The 16947-nt window shown below is 67.4% G+C and carries 15 protein-coding genes, 1 tRNA gene and 1 pseudogene; 8 read left to right on the top strand and 9 right to left on the bottom strand.

Annotated features, from left to right (window positions below; genetic code table 11):
• Nucleotides 1–676 precede the first annotated feature (676 nt).
• From ACFOMP_RS05415 to ACFOMP_RS05395, 5 genes and pseudogenes are all read right to left on the bottom strand, one after another.
• Nucleotides 677–778, bottom strand: a pseudogene (locus ACFOMP_RS05415) (IS5/IS1182 family transposase); the annotation flags it as partial.
• A gap of 279 nt (nt 779–1057) precedes the next feature.
• Nucleotides 1058–1132 (bottom strand) — tRNA-Val (locus tag ACFOMP_RS05410).
• 74 nt (nt 1133–1206) lie between these two features.
• Nucleotides 1207–1491, bottom strand: coding sequence for an HU family DNA-binding protein (locus ACFOMP_RS05405; protein ID WP_289893899.1), 285 nt, complete (start codon nt 1489–1491; stop codon nt 1207–1209).
• 67 nt (nt 1492–1558) lie between these two features.
• Nucleotides 1559–3976 (bottom strand): endopeptidase La, encoded by a 2418-nt coding sequence (gene lon, locus ACFOMP_RS05400; RefSeq protein ID WP_379028401.1) that lies wholly within the window; start codon nt 3974–3976, stop codon nt 1559–1561.
• Between the two features lie 201 nt (nt 3977–4177).
• Nucleotides 4178–4378, bottom strand: coding sequence for a CsbD family protein (locus ACFOMP_RS05395; RefSeq protein WP_019352530.1), 201 nt, complete (start codon nt 4376–4378; stop codon nt 4178–4180).
• 428 nt (nt 4379–4806) lie between these two features.
• Here ACFOMP_RS05395 and ACFOMP_RS05390 point away from each other — a divergent pair, with 428 nt between their 5' ends.
• From ACFOMP_RS05390 to ACFOMP_RS05355, 8 genes are read left to right on the top strand one after another with little or no spacing between them, the layout of a single operon-like run.
• Nucleotides 4807–7080, top strand: coding sequence for a NosR/NirI family protein (locus ACFOMP_RS05390; RefSeq protein WP_289893901.1), 2274 nt, complete (start codon nt 4807–4809; stop codon nt 7078–7080).
• Between the two features lies 1 nt (nt 7081).
• Nucleotides 7082–9016 (top strand): TAT-dependent nitrous-oxide reductase, encoded by a 1935-nt coding sequence (nosZ, locus tag ACFOMP_RS05385; RefSeq protein ID WP_289893902.1) that lies wholly within the window; start codon nt 7082–7084, stop codon nt 9014–9016.
• Nucleotides 9016–10356, top strand: coding sequence for a nitrous oxide reductase family maturation protein NosD (locus tag ACFOMP_RS05380; protein WP_289893904.1), 1341 nt, complete (start codon nt 9016–9018; stop codon nt 10354–10356). The genes nosZ and ACFOMP_RS05380 overlap by 1 nt, the downstream gene beginning before the upstream one ends.
• Nucleotides 10353–11213 (top strand): ABC transporter ATP-binding protein, encoded by an 861-nt coding sequence (locus tag ACFOMP_RS05375; protein ID WP_379028398.1) that lies wholly within the window; start codon nt 10353–10355, stop codon nt 11211–11213. Before ACFOMP_RS05380 ends, ACFOMP_RS05375 begins: the two co-directional genes overlap by 4 nt.
• On the top strand, nt 11213–12031 hold the full coding sequence (locus ACFOMP_RS05370; RefSeq protein WP_289893906.1) for an ABC transporter permease: 819 nt from the start codon (nt 11213–11215) through the stop codon (nt 12029–12031). The genes ACFOMP_RS05375 and ACFOMP_RS05370 overlap by 1 nt, the downstream gene beginning before the upstream one ends.
• Nucleotides 12031–12555, top strand: a complete 525-nt coding sequence (locus ACFOMP_RS05365; protein ID WP_379028396.1) for a nitrous oxide reductase accessory protein NosL — start codon at nt 12031–12033, stop codon at nt 12553–12555. Before ACFOMP_RS05370 ends, ACFOMP_RS05365 begins: the two co-directional genes overlap by 1 nt.
• Complete coding sequence (locus ACFOMP_RS05360) at nt 12545–13474, top strand: FAD:protein FMN transferase (RefSeq protein WP_379028394.1); 930 nt, start codon at nt 12545–12547, stop codon at nt 13472–13474. Before ACFOMP_RS05365 ends, ACFOMP_RS05360 begins: the two co-directional genes overlap by 11 nt.
• A 40-nt stretch (nt 13475–13514) precedes the next feature.
• Complete coding sequence (locus ACFOMP_RS05355; protein ID WP_379028392.1) at nt 13515–14015, top strand: DUF2249 domain-containing protein; 501 nt, start codon at nt 13515–13517, stop codon at nt 14013–14015.
• Here ACFOMP_RS05355 and ACFOMP_RS05350 read toward each other — a convergent pair.
• From ACFOMP_RS05350 to ACFOMP_RS05335, 4 genes are all read right to left on the bottom strand, one after another.
• On the bottom strand, nt 14012–15226 hold the full coding sequence (locus tag ACFOMP_RS05350; RefSeq protein ID WP_379028390.1) for an NnrS family protein: 1215 nt from the start codon (nt 15224–15226) through the stop codon (nt 14012–14014). The genes ACFOMP_RS05355 and ACFOMP_RS05350 overlap by 4 nt on opposite strands.
• A 79-nt stretch (nt 15227–15305) precedes the next feature.
• Nucleotides 15306–15740: a pseudoazurin gene (locus tag ACFOMP_RS05345; protein WP_289893911.1), complete on the bottom strand. Its 435-nt coding sequence runs from the start codon at nt 15738–15740 to the stop codon at nt 15306–15308.
• Between the two features lie 97 nt (nt 15741–15837).
• Nucleotides 15838–16539, bottom strand: coding sequence for a Crp/Fnr family transcriptional regulator (locus tag ACFOMP_RS05340; RefSeq protein WP_379028388.1), 702 nt, complete (start codon nt 16537–16539; stop codon nt 15838–15840).
• A gap of 84 nt (nt 16540–16623) precedes the next feature.
• Entirely contained in the window at nt 16624–16857 is a 234-nt protein-coding gene (locus ACFOMP_RS05335; RefSeq protein WP_379028386.1) for a hypothetical protein, read from the bottom strand.
• Nucleotides 16858–16947 lie beyond the last annotated feature (90 nt).

Here is a 16947-nt window from a genome sequence, read left to right as displayed (position 1 = left end):
GGGTGCCGATCAGCGCGTCGAAGTCGAGATCGTTGCGGGTGGCCAGCGCCTCGACGCGGTATTCGAACAGGTCGTTCAGGTGGTCCGTGCCGTCGAAGCGCAAAAGCGCCAGCGTGTCGGGGCCGAGGGCGGTCGTCAAACGGCCCAGCCGCTCGGACTGGCGCAGGGGGGCGTTCATGAAAAAGGCCTCCGCGGGGGAAATGAGCAAACTAAAACTGCAAGAAGTGTGCATGACCGGAACGGCGATGCCAAGACTGCAAGATTAGGCGAGGTTCAACAATCCCTTAGCATCTTTTTCATCTCTTCCCGACATCCTGTCACCATTTCCGAAGATGTCCGCGATCATTACGCGGTCACCGGAATTCGGACGGCGGTGTCACCGGTGGCCTTCCGCGGCAAGGCCAGAGGCTCGCCGTGCAGCCACTGTTCGTAATTGCAGATGCACCGCGTGTCCTTTCTTCACGGGGAAACGAGCCGCTTCGGCGGCTTCTCCTGGCAGTCTCGATATGCTCCGGACCGGCATCGGACGAGTGCCGCTACGGGCGAAGAACACAGGAAAAGGGCATCTCTCTGTTTGGCAGAGAGAGACTTTGAGCCCTTAGCTGACGGTCGGCGGTAGGCGCCGCCGTGATCCTCAACTTCGATCCTGCCGATCCAGTCGACGATGGCCTCTAGGTCATGTTGACAAATGGCGGATCCAGAGGCGGATCGATGTGATGTCGATGAAGCCCAAGAAGAGATCCCGTTTCCCTGTGTTCTTCGCCCGCAGCGGCACTCGTCCGACGCCCGTCCGGAGCATATCACGACCGCCAGGAGAAGCTGCCGAAACGGCTCGTTTCCCCGTGAAGAAAGGACCGCGGTGCATCCGCAATCACGAACGGCGGCTACACGGCGAGCCTCTGGCCTTGCCGCTGCAGGCCACCGGTGACACCGTCGTCCGATTTCCGGTGACCGCGTGGTGACCGCGGACATCTTCGGAAATGGTGACAAGATGTCGGGAAGGGGATGAAAAAGGCGCTAAGGGGGTGTTAAACCTGCCTTAGCGCCTTCAGAATAATGGTGGGCGATAACGGATTTGAACCGCTGACATCTTCGATGTGAACGAAGCGCTCTACCGCTGAGCTAATCGCCCGGTGCGCGCTAGATAGCCGCAGACGAAGCGCACCGCAAGAGGCTGCAGCCGAAAAAATGCCGCGCTCGCAATCGTCAGGAACCGCGGCGACGCAGGCGCAGGGTGATGATCTCGCCGCCCGCGCCGTCGTGGCGGCGGCTGATGCGCGCCCGCCCCAAAGGCGGCAGCGCCAGCGTCATTCCCGAGGCGATCGCATCGCCCAACTCGGCCAAGGTCGCCTCGACCACGGTCTTGACTTCGCTGTTGCGCAGGCCGGTGCGGCGCGCCACCTGGGACAGGAGCTGCCGCTTCTGCAGCACCTTGGCCGTTTCGGGATCGGCGAAGGCCTCGGGTTCGGATCTTGCCTGTGACCGTGCCATGGAAACACTCCTTTCCCCTGGAGACTCGGTCAAGAAAAAGGCCGCGCGGATGCCGCGCGGCCTCGTATCAGTGGGCGACCGCCGAGTCGCCGCTTCCCTGTTCGCGGGTCGCGGCCAACCGGCTGGCCTCGGCCGCCTCCTCGGCAGCCTCGTCCCATTCGACGGGTTCAGGCATCCGCACCAGCGCCTGCTGCAGGACTTCCCGCACATGGCTGACAGGAATGATCTTCAGCCCTTCCTTCACATTGGCCGGGATCTCGGCCAGGTCCTTCTCGTTATCGACCGGGATCAGCACCGTCTTGATGCCACCCCGAAGCGCCGCCAGCAGCTTTTCCTTGAGTCCGCCGATGGCCATGGCGTTGCCGCGCAGCGAAACCTCGCCGGTCATGGCAATGTCCTTGCGCACCGGAATCTGCGTCAGCACCGAGACGATCGAGGTCACCATGGCAAGGCCCGCCGAAGGGCCGTCCTTGGGGGTGGCCCCGTCGGGCACATGGACATGGATGTCGATGGCGTCGAATTTCGGCGGCTTCACCCCGATCTGGGGCGCGATCGAGCGCACATAGCTCGCCGCCGCGTCGATCGATTCCTTCATCACCTCGCCCAGTTTCCCGGTCGTCTTCATGCGGCCCTTGCCGGGCAGCTTCAGCGCCTCGATCTGCAACAGATCGCCGCCGACCTGGGTCCAGGCCAGCCCCGTCACCACGCCGACCTGATCGTCCTTTTCGGCCAGACCATAGCGGTGGCGGCGCACGCCCAGGTATTCCTCGGCCTTCTCGGGCGTCACCTCGACCGACTTGACCTTGCCCTTCAGGATCTCGGTCACCGCCTTGCGCGCCAGTTTGGCGATCTCGCGCTCCAGCGACCGCACGCCCGCCTCACGGGTGTAATAGCGGATCACATGGGTCAGCGCCTCGTCGGTCACCGAAAACTCACCCTTGCGCAGGCCGTTCGCCGTGATCTGCTTGGGCAGCAGATGCTGGCGCGCGATCTCGCGCTTCTCGTCCTCGGTATAGCCGGCCAGCGGGATGATCTCCATCCGGTCGAGCAGCGGTCCGGGCATGTTGTAGCTGTTGGCCGTGGTCACGAACATCACGTTCGACAGGTCGTATTCCACCTCAAGATAGTGATCGACGAAGGTCGCGTTCTGTTCCGGGTCCAGCACCTCGAGCATGGCCGAGGCCGGGTCGCCGCGGAAGTCCTGGCCCATCTTGTCGATCTCGTCGAGCAGGATCAGCGGATTCGTGGTCTTGGCCTTTTTCAGCGCCTGGATGATCTTGCCGGGCATCGAGCCGATATAGGTCCGGCGATGGCCGCGGATCTCGGATTCGTCGCGCACGCCGCCAAGGCTGATGCGGATGAACTCGCGCCCCGTTGCCCGCGCCACCGAACGGCCCAGCGAGGTCTTGCCGACGCCCGGAGGCCCGACAAGGCACAGGATCGGCCCCTTCAGCTTGGTCGAGCGGTTCTGCACCGCCAGATATTCGACGATGCGTTCCTTGACCTTTTCCAGCCCGTAGTGATCGGCGTCGAGCACCTCCTCGGCCTTGCCGAGATCCTTGCGAATGCGCGACTTCACGCCCCAGGGCAGCGACAAGAGCCAGTCCAGATAGTTGCGGCTGACCGTGGCCTCGGCCGACATCGGCGACATCGACTTCAGCTTCTTCAGCTCGGCCTCGGCTTTTTCGCGGGCCTCCTTGCTGAACTTCGTCTGGTTGATCTTCTCTTCCAGCTCGGTAAGCTCGTTCGAGCCATCCTCGCCGTCGCCCAGCTCCTTCTGAATGGCCTTCATCTGCTCATTCAGATAGTATTCGCGCTGGGTCTTCTCCATCTGCGTCTTGACGCGGGACTTGATCTTTTTCTCGACCTGCAGCACCGACATCTCGCCCTGCATCAGGCCATAGACCTTCTCCAGGCGCTCGGCCGTCACCAGGGTTTCCAGCAGTTCCTGCTTCTTGTCCAGCGCGATGCCCAGATGGCCGCTGACCAGATCGGCCAGCCGGGCCGCGTCGCGGGCCTCGGCCACCGCGGCCACGACTTCCTCGGGGATGTTCTTGCGCACCTTGACATAGCGCTCGAACTCCTCGGCGACGGCGCGGGTCAGCGCGGTCAGCGTGTCGGCATCGCCCGGCTCTTCGGCCAGGGATTCGCAGCGGGCTTCGAAGTAATCGTCATTCGGCACGAAATCGGTGACGCGCACCCGTTCGCGCCCCTCGACAAGCACCTTCACGGTCCCGTCGGGCAGTTTCAACAGTTGCAGCACATTGGCCAGCACGCCGGTGCGGAAGATCCCCTCGGCGGCGGGCTCATCGACCGCGGCATCCTTCTGGGCTGCGAGAAGGATCGGACGATCCTGCTCCATCACGGCCTCGAGCGCCCGCACCGATTTCTCGCGCCCGACGAACAGCGGCACGATCATGTGCGGAAACACCACGATATCCCGCAAAGGCAGGACCGGATGGGTGGTTTGGGCGAATTCGTTCATGGAATCAGTCCTTTCTCGCCAAGAGGCGCAACCCCTAAGACAGGCAGTCTGCGCCCCCTGCTGGCTGACAAGATAGGAAGCCGCGCCGTCGGGTTCAATGGCAGATTGGTTCGCATTTTGTTCGCACCGACGGCCGGGAACGCCCGGCTGGGCAAGGCCCCGGGAACCTGCCGGGGCCTTGCCTTGTGATGGGCCGCCGGGTCAGACCCGGTCGCGGAAGAAGCTGTTGATCTGCTCGTCGGCCTTTTCCTTGGTCCAGCCGTATTTTTCCTGCAGCTTGCCGGCCAGCTTGTCCTTCTGGCCCGCCACCTCGGTCAGCTCGTCATCGGTCAGGTCGCCCCATTGCTCTTTCACGCTGCCCTTGAGCTGGTTCCATTTGCCTTCGATGATATCCCAGTTCATTGCGCACTCCTTTCCAAGATGTGGACTGTCTGTGTCATGCGAAACCAACCCCGGCCCGCGGCCGGGGTTCCGGCAATTTTCTTCGCGGAAAGGCGGAACCCGACGGCTGCGAGTGCAAGTCCATGGGCTTCCGGCAGGCTTTCATCACGCGCTCTCGGCCGGGACATGCCCGGCAGGCCACACGACCGAAGCCGGGCGCGGAGTCGGGTCATGCAACCGCGATACTGAGCCGGTGCGGCGCGGAACGGCAAGCGCGCCCGCGCCCGGATCCCGCATTGCGACAGGAAGAAGGCAACGGATCAAGCGTCTTGCGCGATTCACGCTGCACGACGCCTGACCGGGAAAACGGCGAACCTTGCGCTGGCGCAAAGTCGGGGCCGGCGCGGCGCGGCATGTTGCGCCCGATACCGCAACTGCCCGAGCCTGCCATGTCCATGCCTGTCCGCCTCCTCAAGTCCTGCTGGCTTGCGGTTTTTCTCGTGCTTTGCAGCATGGTTTCCGCAGGCCAGGCGCTGACCCTGGACGAGGCGCTGGCAAAGACCCCACCCTCGCAGCTGTTCGAGGGGGCCGAGAGCTACGGCGCCCCGGAGGGCGAACCGGCCATCGTTCCGGTCCTGAAGGGCGGCGAGACGCTGGGTTACGCCTATCTCAACAGCGATTTCACCCCCTCGACCGGCTATTCCGGCAAACCGATCCGCATCGTCGTCGGCATCGACCGAAAGGGCGTGATCCGCGGCATCCACATGGTCGAACATCACGAGCCCATCGTGCTGATCGGTATCCCCGAGCCCAAGGTGCTGGCGGCGCTGAACGGGTTGATCGGCGCCGATCTGGGCCGCGTCGCGGCGGGCGAGGCCAAGCCGCCGCAGGCCGAGATCGTCTCGGGCGCCACGGTGACGGTGCTGGTCATGGGCGACAGCATCGTGCGTTCGGCGGTCAGGCTGATCCGTTCGGGGCGGCTGGACGGCATCGCCGCCGGCCCCGCCCCGGCCGAGACCCGCCGCGAACTGGACCCCGCCGTTACCGGAACCGAGGACTGGCAGACGCTGCTGGGCGACGGCTCGGTGCGCTCGCTGGTCATGAGCGTCGGAGAGGTCAGCAAGGCCTTCGCCGATGCCGGCCAGCCGCTGGCCGCCCAGCACGCCGAGACCGGCAATCCCGAGGACGCGTTCATCGACCTTTACCTGGCGCCGGTCTCGGTGCCCGCCATCGGCCGCAGCCTGCTGGGCGATGCCGCCTATGACCGGCTGGCGGCGAAGCTGCAACCGGGCCAGGCGGCGGTGCTGGTCGCGGGCGACGGCGCCTATTCCTTCAAGGGCTCGGGCTATGTGCGCGGCGGCATCTTCGACCGGATCGAGCTGATGCAGGACGGTCAGGGCCTGCGCTTCAAGGACCGCGATCACACCCGCATTCCGGTCCTGGCCGCGGCGGGGGCACCGCGGCTGAAAGAGATCGCGCTTTTCGTCGTGCCGCAGGATTTCACCTTCGACGTGGCGCAGCCCTTCGAGCTGCAGCTTCTGGTCCAGCGCGCCACCCGGGGCCGCGACAAGGCCACCCTGCCCTTCGACCTTGCCTACCAGATCCCCGAGCGCTACCTGCTGCCCGCCGCGCCGCCCGCCGCCCCGGCGACCCCGGTCGCCGACACGCCCGCGGCGCAGCCGCAGGTCGGCCAGCCCACCGCCGAGGATGACGGCCCGGCTCTGTGGAAGACCATGTGGCAGATGAACCGGGCGAACATCGCCATCCTCGGCACCGCGCTGGCGCTGCTGACCGCGATCTTCTTCTTCCAGGACGTGCTGACCAAATACCCGCGCACCTTCCTTTGGGTCCGGCGCGGCTATCTGGCCTTCACCCTGCTCTGGCTGGGCTGGCTGGTCCATGCGCAACTGTCGGTGGTGAACGTGCTGACCTTCGTCAACGCGCTGCTCTCCGGCTTCTCGTGGGAATATTTCCTGTCGGCGCCGCTGGTCTTCATCCTGTGGAGCGCGGTGGCGGCCGGGCTGCTGTTCTGGGGCCGCGGGCCGTTCTGCGGCTGGCTCTGCCCCTTCGGCGCGCTGCAGGAACTGTCGAACACCATCGCTCGCAAGCTGCGCGTGCCGCAGATCGACCTGCCCTGGGGGCTGCACGAAAGGCTGTGGCCGATCAAGTACATGATCTTCCTGGGCCTGTTCGGGCTGTCGCTCTATTCGCTGGCCGATGCGGAACGTTGGGCCGAGGTCGAGCCGTTCAAGACCGCGATCGTCCTGAACTTCATGCGCGAATGGGGCTTCGTGCTGTTCGCCCTGGCCTGCCTGTTGCCGGGCCTGTTCATCGAGCGCTTCTATTGCCGCTATCTGTGTCCGCTGGGCGCGGCGCTGGCGATCCCGGGCCGGATGCGCATGTTCGAATGGCTGAAGCGCTGGCCGGAATGCGGCAGCCCCTGCCAGCGCTGCGCCAATGACTGCCCGGTCAAGGCCATCCACCCCGAGGGCCAGATCAACGTCAACGAATGCATCTACTGCATGAATTGCCAGGTGCTCTACCACGACGACACGCGCTGCCCGCACATGATCACCCAGAAAGCGCGGCGCGAGAAGATCGCCCGCAGCGCGCAGCCGAAACCCGCCGCCGCCACCGGCAAAACCGGCCGCGAGCAGCCGCCCGCCTTCCGCGCACAGCGCGCCGCGACCGCCGACAATCCCCCCGATCTCAAAGGAGCATGACATGACCAAAGACAGTGATTTCCGGCCCAACCGACGCCAGCTTCTGGCCAGCGGCATGGCCGTCGCCGCCGGCGCGGGCAGCGTCGCGCCCCGCGCGCTGCTGGGCGCCGGCGCCGGGCTGGGCGCGGCGGCCATCGCCGGACAGGCGGCCGCGCAAGGCGCCGCCGAGGGGCAATCCTTCGAGGTGGCGCCGGGCGAGCTGGACGAATATTACGTCCTGCTCTCCGGCGGCCAATCGGGCGAGGTGCGCATCCTTGGCCTGCCCTCGATGCGCGAACTGATCCGGGTGCCGATCTTCAACCGCGAAAGCGCCACCGGCTGGGGGCAGTCCAACGAATCGATCAAGGTCCTGACCGAGGGGCTGACGCCGCAGACCCGCGAATTCCTCAAGGACAAGGGCGGCTTCTTCAGCAATGGCGATGCCCACCACCCGCATCCCTCGTTCACCGACGGCACCTATGACGGGCGCTATTTCTTCATCAACGACAAGGCCAACACCCGCGTCGCCCGCATCCGCATGGACGTGATGCGCTGCGACAAGATCATCGAACTGCCGAACCAGCACACGGTCCACGGGCTGCGGCTGCAGAAATACCCCCGGACCGGCTATGTCTTCGCCAATGGCGAGGATGGCGTGCCGCTGCCCAATGACGGCACGGCGCTGAACGATCCTTCGCAATACCACTCGGTCTTCTCGGCCATCGACGCCGACACCATGCAGGTGGCCTGGCAGATCATCGTCGACGGCAACCTCGACAACGTCGACGCCGACTACCAGGGCAAATACGCCTTCGCGACCTGCTACAACTCGGAAGGCGGCGTGACGCTGGAAGAGACGATGGAAAAGGACCAGGACTGGCTGACCATCTTCAACATCCAGGCCATCGAAGCCGCGGTGAAGGCCGGCGAGGGCCAGGAGCTGAACGGCGTGCGCGTGCTTGACGGCCGCGGCGAGGACAACAAGCTGGTGCGCTACGTCCCCGTCCCGAACGGCCCGCACGGCATCAACACCGCGCCGGACGGCATCCATATCGTCGCCAACGGCAAGCTCTCGCCCACGGTCACGGTCTTCGACGTGCGCAAGTTCGACGACCTGTTCGCCGGCAAGATCCAGCCGCGCGACACCGTGGTGGCCGAGCCGGAGCTGGGCCTCGGTCCGCTGCACACCGCCTATGACGGCCGCGGCAATGCCTATACGACGCTGTTCATCGACAGCCAGATCTGCAAGTGGAACATCGAGGACGCGATCCGCGCCCATAATGGCGAGAAGGTCGACCCGATCCGGCAGAAGCTGGACGTGCACTACCAGCCCGGCCACAACCACACCTCGATGGGACAGACCAAGGAAGCCGATGGCAAATGGCTGATCTCGCTCAACAAGTTCTCGAAGGACCGTTTCCTGAACGTCGGGCCGCTGAAGCCGGAATGCGACCAGCTGATCGACATCTCGGGCGACGAGATGAAGATCGTCCACGACAACCCCACCTTCGCCGAGCCGCATGACGCGACGATCATCCACGCCTCCAAGGTGAACCCGGTTTCGCTCTGGGACCGCAACGATCCGTTCTTCGCCGATGCGGTCGAGCAGGCGAAAAAGGACAATATCGACCTGATGATCGACAGCGAGGTCATCCGCGACGGCAACAAGGTCCGGGTCTATATGACCTCCTCGGCCCCTGCCTTCGGGCTCGACAGCTTTACCGTCAAGCAGGGCGACGAGGTCACGGTCTATGTCACCAATATCGACGAGGTCGAAGACCTGACCCATGGCTTCTGCATCGTCAATTACGGCATCAACATCGAGGTCGCGCCGCAAGCCACCGCCTCGGTCACCTTCAAGGCCGACCGGCCGGGCGTCTACTGGTATTACTGCTCGTGGTTCTGCCATGCCATGCACATGGAGATGAAGGGCCGCATGCTGGTGGAGCCGGCCTGATGCTGCGTCCCGCCCTTGGCCTTGGCCTTGCCCTTGCGCTGCTGCTGTCCTCGCCGCTGGCGGCGGACAGGCTGCGCCCGGCCGACGATGCCGGGCTGGCGCAGGCGCTGGCGAATGCCCGGCCGGGGGACGAAATCCTGCTGGGGGCCGGCCGCTGGCGCGGCCCCCTGCTGATCGCGACGCCCTTGACCCTGCGCGGCGAACCCGGCGCGGTGGTCGATGGCGCGGGACAGGGCCATGTGATCGCGGTCGATGCCCCGGACGTGCGCATCACCGGGCTCGGCGTCACCGGCTCGGGCAGCGATCTCGACCGGATGGATTCCGGCATCTTCCTGACCAAGCGCGCCACCGGTGCGCGCGTGGACGGCAATGTGCTGACCGACAACCTGCACGGCATCCGCATCCAGGGCGCGCGCGACGCGCTGGTTTCGGGCAACCGCATCACCGGCCGCCTGGGCCGGCAGTCCGAGCTTGGCAACGGCGTCAGCGTCTGGAACGCCCCCGGCGCCGCGGTCGAGGATAACGAGATCGCCCAGGGCCGCGACGGCATCTTCGTCTCGGTCTCCAAGAAGAACGCCTTCCGCAACAACCGCATCCACGACACCCGCTTCGCCATCCATTACATGAACACCTCGGACAGCGAGGTCAGCGGCAATGTCTCGCGCGACAATGCCATGGGCTATGCGATCATGTTCTCGGACCGGCTGACCGTCACCGGCAATTCCTCCGAGAACGACCGCGACTACGGCTTCCTGTTCAACTCGGCCAACCGCTCGGTGCTGTCGGGCAACCGGGTGATCGGCCGCCCGGCCCCGGAAAGCCGCTGGCGCGACATGGGCCAGAGCCTCGAGGCCGGCGTGCCGGCCCCCGACCCCGCCTCGGCCGGAAACCGCATCGCGCCCGAGAAATGCGTGTTCATCTACAATGCCAACAAGAACCGCTTCACCGGCAACCATTTCGAGGGCTGCGCCATCGGCATCCATTTCACCGCCGGGGCCGAGGGCAACCTGATGTCGCGCAACGATTTCGTGCAGAACCGCGTCCAGGTGAAATATGTCGGTACCCGCTATCTGGAATGGTCGCTGGACGGCGTCGGCAACTACTGGTCCGACAATGCCGCTTTCGACCTGAACGGCGACGGGCTGGCCGACAGCGCCTATCGCCCCAACGACATGGTGGACAAGGTGATGTGGACCGCCCCGCAGGCGCGGATGCTGCTGACCAGCCCGGCGGTGCAGATCCTGCGTTTCGCGCAAAGCCGCTTTCCCGCCCTGCTGCCCGGCGGCGTGACCGACAGCCACCCGCTGATGTTTCAGAATTCCGAAAGGCCCCTGCCATGACCGCCGCCCCGAACGACCCGACCGTGATCCTTGAAGGCGTGGGCAAAAGCTATGGCGGCCGCCCGGTGGTCAGCGCGCTTTCCTATACGCTGCCGCCCGGCCAGGTTGTGGCGCTGGTCGGCCATAACGGCGCCGGCAAGACCACGCAGATCAAGATGATGCTGGGCCTGACCCGGGCGGATGCCGGGCGGATTTCTGTGCTGGGCGCCGATCCCGGCCATGGCCGCGCCGCCCGTGCGCAACTGGGTTACCTGCCGGAAAGCGTGCAGTTCCACCTGTCCTTTACCGGGCGCGAGACACTGGGCTTCTACGCCCGGCTCAAGGGCCTGCCGGCGCGCGGCCATGATGCGCTGTTCGCGCGGGTCGGGCTGCTGGACGCCGCCGACCGGCCGGTGCGCGGCTATTCCAAGGGGATGCGCCAGCGCCTTGGCCTGGCGCAGGCGCTGCTGGGGGCGCCGCGGCTGCTGCTGCTGGACGAGCCGACCTCGGGTCTCGACCCCGCCCTGCGGCGCGAGCTTTACGGCATCGTCGCCGACCTGGCGCGGCAGGGCGCGACGGTGCTGCTGTCCTCGCACGCGCTGACCGAACTGGAAGGCCATGCCGAGCGGGTCATCGTCATCAACCAGGGCCGCAAGATCGCCGACGGCTCGCTGGCGGAACTGCGGCGGCTGGCCGGCCTGCCCTCGCGCCTGCGCTTCCGCGCCTCGGATGGCGGGCTGCGCCGCATCGACCTGGCCGAGGCCGAGAAGGTCACGGCACTGCGCGCCCTGCTCGACACCGGCGCGCGCGAGATCACCCTCGAGGATCCCAGCCTCGACGACATCTACGCCCATTTCCTGCGCAGCGAGGCCGCCTGATGTCCGCGATCCTGACCATCGCCCGCCGCGAACTGGCCGAGGGCATCCGCAACCGCTGGGTCGTCTCGATGACCGTGGTCATGGCGGCGCTGGCCTCGGTCATCGCCGCGCTGGGTTCGGCACCCACCGGCTCGACCGCGACCGGCGCGCTGGACGTGGTGGTGGTGGGGCTGGCCAGCCTGACCATCTTCCTGGTGCCGCTGATCGCGCTGCTGCTCTCGCATGACGCCATCACCCGCGAGGCCGAGCGCGGCACGCTGCTGCTGCTGCTCAGCCATCCGCTGTCGCGGCCGCAGGTGGTGGCGGGCAAGTTCCTGGGCCAGCTCGCCATCCTGGCGCTGGCCACGGTGATCGGCTTCGGCTTCGCGGCGATCTTCGTGATCTGGCGCCACGGCGCCGAGGGCTGGCAGGCCTTTGCCATGATGACCGCGATTTCGGTGCTGCTGGGGGCGGTGTTCCTGGCACTGGGAACGCTGGCTTCCGCGGTCGTGCAGGAAAGCTCGACCGCGGCGGGCATCGCCATCGGGCTGTGGCTGCTGTTCGTGGCGCTTTACGACATGGCGCTGCTGGCGGCGCTGGTGGCGCGCGGCGGCCACGCGGTGCCGGGCTGGATCATGGACCTGGCGCTGCTGCTGAACCCGACCGACGCCTATCGCCTGCTGACGCTGGGCGAAGGCGCCTCGGCCATGCTGTCCGGCATGGGCGGCGTCTATGACAATTCGCAACTGACCCCGGGCCTGCTGGCGGCGGCGCTGCTTCTGTGGTGCGCGTTGCCGCTGACCCTGGCCATGACCGCATTCTCGCGAAGGAACCTGTAATGAAACCGCTGCTGATCGCTGCCCTGCTGACGCTGGCGCTGCCGGCCTGCCGGGACGAGACGACCGCCGCCCTGCCGCCCGTGACCATGACCGCCGAGGCCATCGGGCGCTATTGCGGCATGAACCTGATGGAACACGAAGGGCCCAAGGGCCAGGTGGTGCTGTCGAAGGAAATGGGCGCCTACTGGTTCTCCTCGGCCCGCGACACGGTCGCCTTCTCGATGATGCCGGACGAGGTCAAGGATCACGGCGGACTTTACGTCTCGGACATGGCCAAGGCGGCCAGCTGGGCCGATCCCGGCGCCGACAACTGGATCGACGCGACAAAAGCCTTCTATGTCGTCGGCTCGACCATGCAGGCCGGCATGGGCGGGGCCGAGATCGTGCCCTTCGGCAGCCGCGAGGCCGCCGAGGCATTCGCCGCCGACAAGGGCGGCAGCGTGCAGACCTTCGACGAGCTGACCCCCGACGAGGTTCTGGGCGCCGGCGAAACCGCAGCGGAGGAGGCCGGGGATGCGCATTGACCGCCGCCGTTTCCTGACCATCTCGGCCGCCGCGCTCGGCGCGCCGCTGCTGGCCCATGCCGCACCGGACGATGCCTCGGGCGCGACGGTCTGGCGCGGCCAGGCCATGGGCGCGCCGGTGGCGCTGATCCTGAACCATCCCGACCGCACCCGCGCCCAGGCGCTGATCCGCGAAACCCGGGCCGAGCTGCAGCGGCTCGAGGATATCTTCACCCTCTACCGCGACAGTTCCGAACTGTCCGAGCTGAACCGCAGCGGCCTGCTGGTCACGCCCAGCCCGGAGATGGTGGCGGCGCTGCGGCTGGCCCGGCATGTACACCGGCTGACCGGCGGACGCTTCGATCCCAGCATCCAGCCGCTCTGGCGCGCCCATGCGGCGGGGGACGCGGCGGCGGTGCAGGCGGCGCGGCAGCTGGTCGGATTCGACCGCATCCGGGTCAACGACGACCGCATCCTGCTGCGCCCCGGCATGGCGCTGACGTTAAACGGCATCGCCCAGGGTATCATCACCGACCGCATCACCGCGCTGCTTCGTGCCGGCGGCGCCGAACACACGCTGGTCGACATGGGCGAGATCCGCGCCATCGGCGGCCGCACCGCCGCCGAACCCTGGCGCGTGGCGCTGGCGGGCGGCGGCGAGGCGTCGCTGATCGACCGCGCCATCGCCACCACCGAGGCGGGCGGCTTCACCTTCGACGCCGCCGGCCGGCTGCCGCATCTGATCGACCCCGACACCGGCGCGGCGCGCGCCGACTGGGCGCGGATCTCGGTCATCGCCGACGAGGCGGGGCTGGCCGATGCGCTCTCGACCGGCTTCGCCCTGGCGCCGGCACCGGCGATCCGCGCCGCCCTGCCCGCCCTGCCCGGCGTCGAGGTGCGGGCGCTGGACGGTCAGGGCCGCGAAACCCGCTTTACCTGACCCCGCGCCATGCGCCAGAATGCCACCAGCCGGGAACGCCATGACCGATATCGTCACCCTTGATGTAAGACCGATTCTGGCCGAGGGGCAGGAGCCCCTGGCCGCGATCATGGCTGCCGCCGATGCGCTGGCCGAAGGCCAGACCCTGCGGCTGATCGCGCCGTTCCGGCCGGTGCCGCTGTTCCGGGTGATGGAGCGGCAGGGCTTCCTCCACAGCGAAACCCCGCTGGGCGGCAATGCCTGGCAGATCGACTTCCGCCGCCCCGAACAGGCGCTGAGCCTCGGCAGCGCACTGGAAGCCTTCAGTTGGCCCGAGCCCTCGGCCTTCCTGGACCTGACCGGCCTGTCGGAAGCCGAGGCGCTGGCGCGACTGACCGCGGCGCTGGAGGCCGCGGCGGCGGGCGAGGTGGTCTTCGCCCTGCTCGAGCGTGAGCCCGCAACCCTGCTGCCGCAACTGGCCGCGGCGGGTCATCAATGGGCCGGCAACCATGCCGCGGACGGCAGCGGCTACCGGCTGCTGCTGCGGCGGGCCGAAGCCTAGGCGCCGCGCAGGGTCTTGCGCTGGCGCAGCAGCATCGGCGCATGTTCGACGCAAAACAGCCCGAAGGCCAGGATCCAGGCGGCGCCGGTGGCGTGGATCAACGGCTCATAGGCGCCGAACTCGGCCGCCGGCCGCAGCAGCGCCGCCGCGAAGATCGCCAGATAGCTGAGGCTGGTCGGCAGCGAGGCGGTCAGCTCGCGTCCGGTATGGCCGCGGGTGGCGCGGGTCATCACCGCCAGCATCTCGCCGCCGATGGCGCCGACGCCGAAGACATGCAGCGCCGCTGCGGTGCTCATCACGCCGAAACCGGCCAGGCCCACGGCGGCGAAACCCAGGGCGAGCATCAGGTAGCCGCCATGCAGCGACAGGACCAGCGGCTCGCGCGCGGTCAGCCAGCCGCGCCAGCGCGCCAGCCGGGCCAGGTTCAGCGCCGCCGCCGCGCAGGCGGCCAGCGCCACCGGCAGCGCCTCGGGCGCAAGCACCCAGCCCAGAAGCGTGGCGGCCGAGGCGCAGGAAACCACGGTGTCGAACCTGTTGTAGGGCACCGGCAGCGGCCCCGGGCCCCGCCGCGCCAGCCAGTTGCGGGTGAAGCTGGGGGTGATGCGCCCGCCGATGATGATGATCAGCAGCACATAGGCCGAGATCGCCGCCCGCGCCGCCATGGCCGGGTCGCCGTCGCGCAGCACCGCAAGGTGAAAGCCGGTATTGGCCAGCGCCAGCACCGCGACCGCGCCCACCACCTTCAGGTCGCGCCATTTGCGGCCGGCGACGATCTCGGTCAGGAAGACCAGCGCCATCACCGGCAGGAACAGCGATTCCAGCACCACGCCGGGCAGCGGCGAGGCGGTCGGCGGAAAGGTGATCGCCAGGCGCCCGGCCAGCCACAGCGCCGAAAGCGCCATCAGCGGCCGCCCGGACAGCGGCATGCGGCCGGTCCAGTTCGGCACCGCCGTCATCAGGAATCCGGCCAGGATCGCCGATGAAAAGCCGAACAGCATCTCGTGCATGTGCCAATGGCTGGCGCCATAGGCGCCGCCCGGCGCGCCATGGCCGGTCAGCGCCGCGATCCACAGCAGCATGATCACCACCGCCCAAAGCGCCCCGCCCAGGAAGAACGGCCGAAAGCCATAGGAGAACAGCACCGGGCCGGTCCGCGACAGACCGCGCGGAATGCCGCCCTCGGGGCGCAGGGATTTCGCAGATTTGCCCATGGCATCCTCTCAGACAGAAAGGCCCGCCGCCCGGAACCGGCGACGGGCCAAGGCTCAGGCCCCGTGGGGGGCGAAAGGCTTAGCGCGCGACCTTTTCCAATTGCGCATCCATGCGCTGGCGGGCCTTCTTGGGCAGCTTGCCCCCGGCCACCGCGTCGTAGTTCGAGGCATCGCCGCCGGCCTGGATCAGCGCCACCATGCCCATCGGCAGGTGCGGCTTGCATTTCACCGCATAAAGGCCGGGCTTGTCCACGGTCAGCACATATTGTTCGTTCAGCTTGGATTCGAACTCGGCCACGCCCTCGGGCAGCATGCCGGGCAGCGAGGCCACGTCATGGCTCTTGTCGGTGGGCACGAAGGTGATGGTGTCGCCCACCTCGGCCTGCACGAAGGCGGGCTCGAAGACCATGGCGCCATCCGCGCCCTTGTTCAGCATCTGCACCTGATGGTCCGCGGCCAGCGCCGGAACGGCAAGAAAGGCCAGCGCGGCGGCCAATGTCAGAGAGCGTTTCATTTCCTGTCTCCTTGCGGAAAATCAATCTTCCGGCCCGACAGCTAGCACCCGGGAATCGGCGGGACTTTGCGCTACCTCAAATTGCAGACTGTTCATATCAGGATTGCGCCTGGGCGATGGCTTCCAGCGCCGGCACGTCGGCGATGATCACCTTGCGGCGGGCGCGCAGCAGGATGCCGTCCGCCTCCCAGGCCGCCATGATGCGCGAGGCGGTGTGCAGGGTGTTGCCGCTCATGTCGGCGATGTCCTGGCGGGTCAGGGGAAAGGGAATCTCGACCGGGCCGGGTCGCGGCGGCGGCACCGTGTCGGGCCCCGCATCCTCGCGCGCCAGGCGCAGCAGCAGATGGGCGATGCGGCGGCCCGCCTCCTCGGTGCTCATCTCGCGCAGGCGGATATGCGCCTCGTCGAGCTTGCGCCCCACCGCCTGGATCGCCGAGAAGGCCAGCGAGGGCGCGGCGCCGATCAGCGGCTCCCAGCGGGCGCGTGGCCAGGCCAGCAGGCGGCTTTCCACCATGGCCTCGGCGCTGCCGGGATAATGGCTGCGGCCAAGCGCCGGGGCGAAACCGCAAAGCTCGCCGGGATGGACGATGCGGACGATGAACTGCTGGCCGTCCTCGGTCACCTGCGTGACCTTCAGCCGGCCGTCCAGCAGCACGAAGAACCGCGCCGCCGGGTCGCCCTGGGTGAACAGCACCTCGGCCGGCGCCAGCGCCAACCGAGCCATGCCCTGGCGCACCACATCCAGCTGCGCCGGGTCGAGCCCGGCGAAAAGCGGCAGAAGGGAAAGCGGTTCCGGCATCGGATCCCTGCGCATGGCGCCGGCGGGATGGGCCGGCATGGGCAGGGCTAGCACAACGGATCGCGGGCCGCAGCCCCGATCACGCTAGCGCGCCTGTTCAAGCAGATGCCGCACCCAGAGCCCCGAGGCCCAGGCCGCCGGCACGCCCAGCGGCACCGAGAGCGCCAGCACCGTCATCGGCGAAAGCGCCGGCAGTCCCAGCGATTGACCCAGAAGCCCCAGCATGAACAGGTTGATCGCCACCGCCCCCGCCGCGAAGACGTAAAGCAGCAGCGCCAGTTTCCAGATCGGCCAGATCGCCGGGGCATGTTCGGTCATCAAACGCTTCTCCTGCATACCCGAGAAATTTGCCCGGAGAATTTCCCCGGCGCCTTGACTTTGGTTAAGGTGCGCCGCCGCCCGCCGGCG

The sequence above is a fragment of the Paracoccus simplex genome, from assembly GCF_042648325.1.
GTDB lineage: Bacteria > Pseudomonadota > Alphaproteobacteria > Rhodobacterales > Rhodobacteraceae > Paracoccus > Paracoccus simplex.
This window is presented reverse-complemented; position numbering and strand designations above follow the sequence as displayed.

Bases quoted from the DNA above. Each gene is read 5' to 3' on its own strand.
- ACFOMP_RS05405 (WP_289893899.1), bottom strand. From the start codon at position 1,491: ATGGCACGGTCACAGGCAAGATCCGAACCCGAGGCCTTCGCCGATCCC.
- lon (WP_379028401.1), bottom strand. From the start codon at position 3,976: ATGAACGAATTCGCCCAAACCACCCATCCGGTCCTGCCTTTGCGGGAT.
- ACFOMP_RS05395 (WP_019352530.1), bottom strand. From the start codon at position 4,378: ATGAACTGGGATATCATCGAAGGCAAATGGAACCAGCTCAAGGGCAGC.
- ACFOMP_RS05390 (WP_289893901.1), top strand. From the start codon at position 4,807: ATGTCCATGCCTGTCCGCCTCCTCAAGTCCTGCTGGCTTGCGGTTTTT.
- nosZ (WP_289893902.1), top strand. From the start codon at position 7,082: ATGACCAAAGACAGTGATTTCCGGCCCAACCGACGCCAGCTTCTGGCC.
- ACFOMP_RS05380 (WP_289893904.1), top strand. From the start codon at position 9,016: ATGCTGCGTCCCGCCCTTGGCCTTGGCCTTGCCCTTGCGCTGCTGCTG.
- ACFOMP_RS05375 (WP_379028398.1), top strand. From the start codon at position 10,353: ATGACCGCCGCCCCGAACGACCCGACCGTGATCCTTGAAGGCGTGGGC.
- ACFOMP_RS05370 (WP_289893906.1), top strand. From the start codon at position 11,213: ATGTCCGCGATCCTGACCATCGCCCGCCGCGAACTGGCCGAGGGCATC.
- ACFOMP_RS05365 (WP_379028396.1), top strand. From the start codon at position 12,031: ATGAAACCGCTGCTGATCGCTGCCCTGCTGACGCTGGCGCTGCCGGCC.
- ACFOMP_RS05360 (WP_379028394.1), top strand. From the start codon at position 12,545: ATGCGCATTGACCGCCGCCGTTTCCTGACCATCTCGGCCGCCGCGCTC.
- ACFOMP_RS05355 (WP_379028392.1), top strand. From the start codon at position 13,515: ATGACCGATATCGTCACCCTTGATGTAAGACCGATTCTGGCCGAGGGG.
- ACFOMP_RS05350 (WP_379028390.1), bottom strand. From the start codon at position 15,226: ATGGGCAAATCTGCGAAATCCCTGCGCCCCGAGGGCGGCATTCCGCGC.
- ACFOMP_RS05345 (WP_289893911.1), bottom strand. From the start codon at position 15,740: ATGAAACGCTCTCTGACATTGGCCGCCGCGCTGGCCTTTCTTGCCGTT.
- ACFOMP_RS05340 (WP_379028388.1), bottom strand. From the start codon at position 16,539: ATGCCGGAACCGCTTTCCCTTCTGCCGCTTTTCGCCGGGCTCGACCCG.
- ACFOMP_RS05335 (WP_379028386.1), bottom strand. From the start codon at position 16,857: ATGACCGAACATGCCCCGGCGATCTGGCCGATCTGGAAACTGGCGCTG.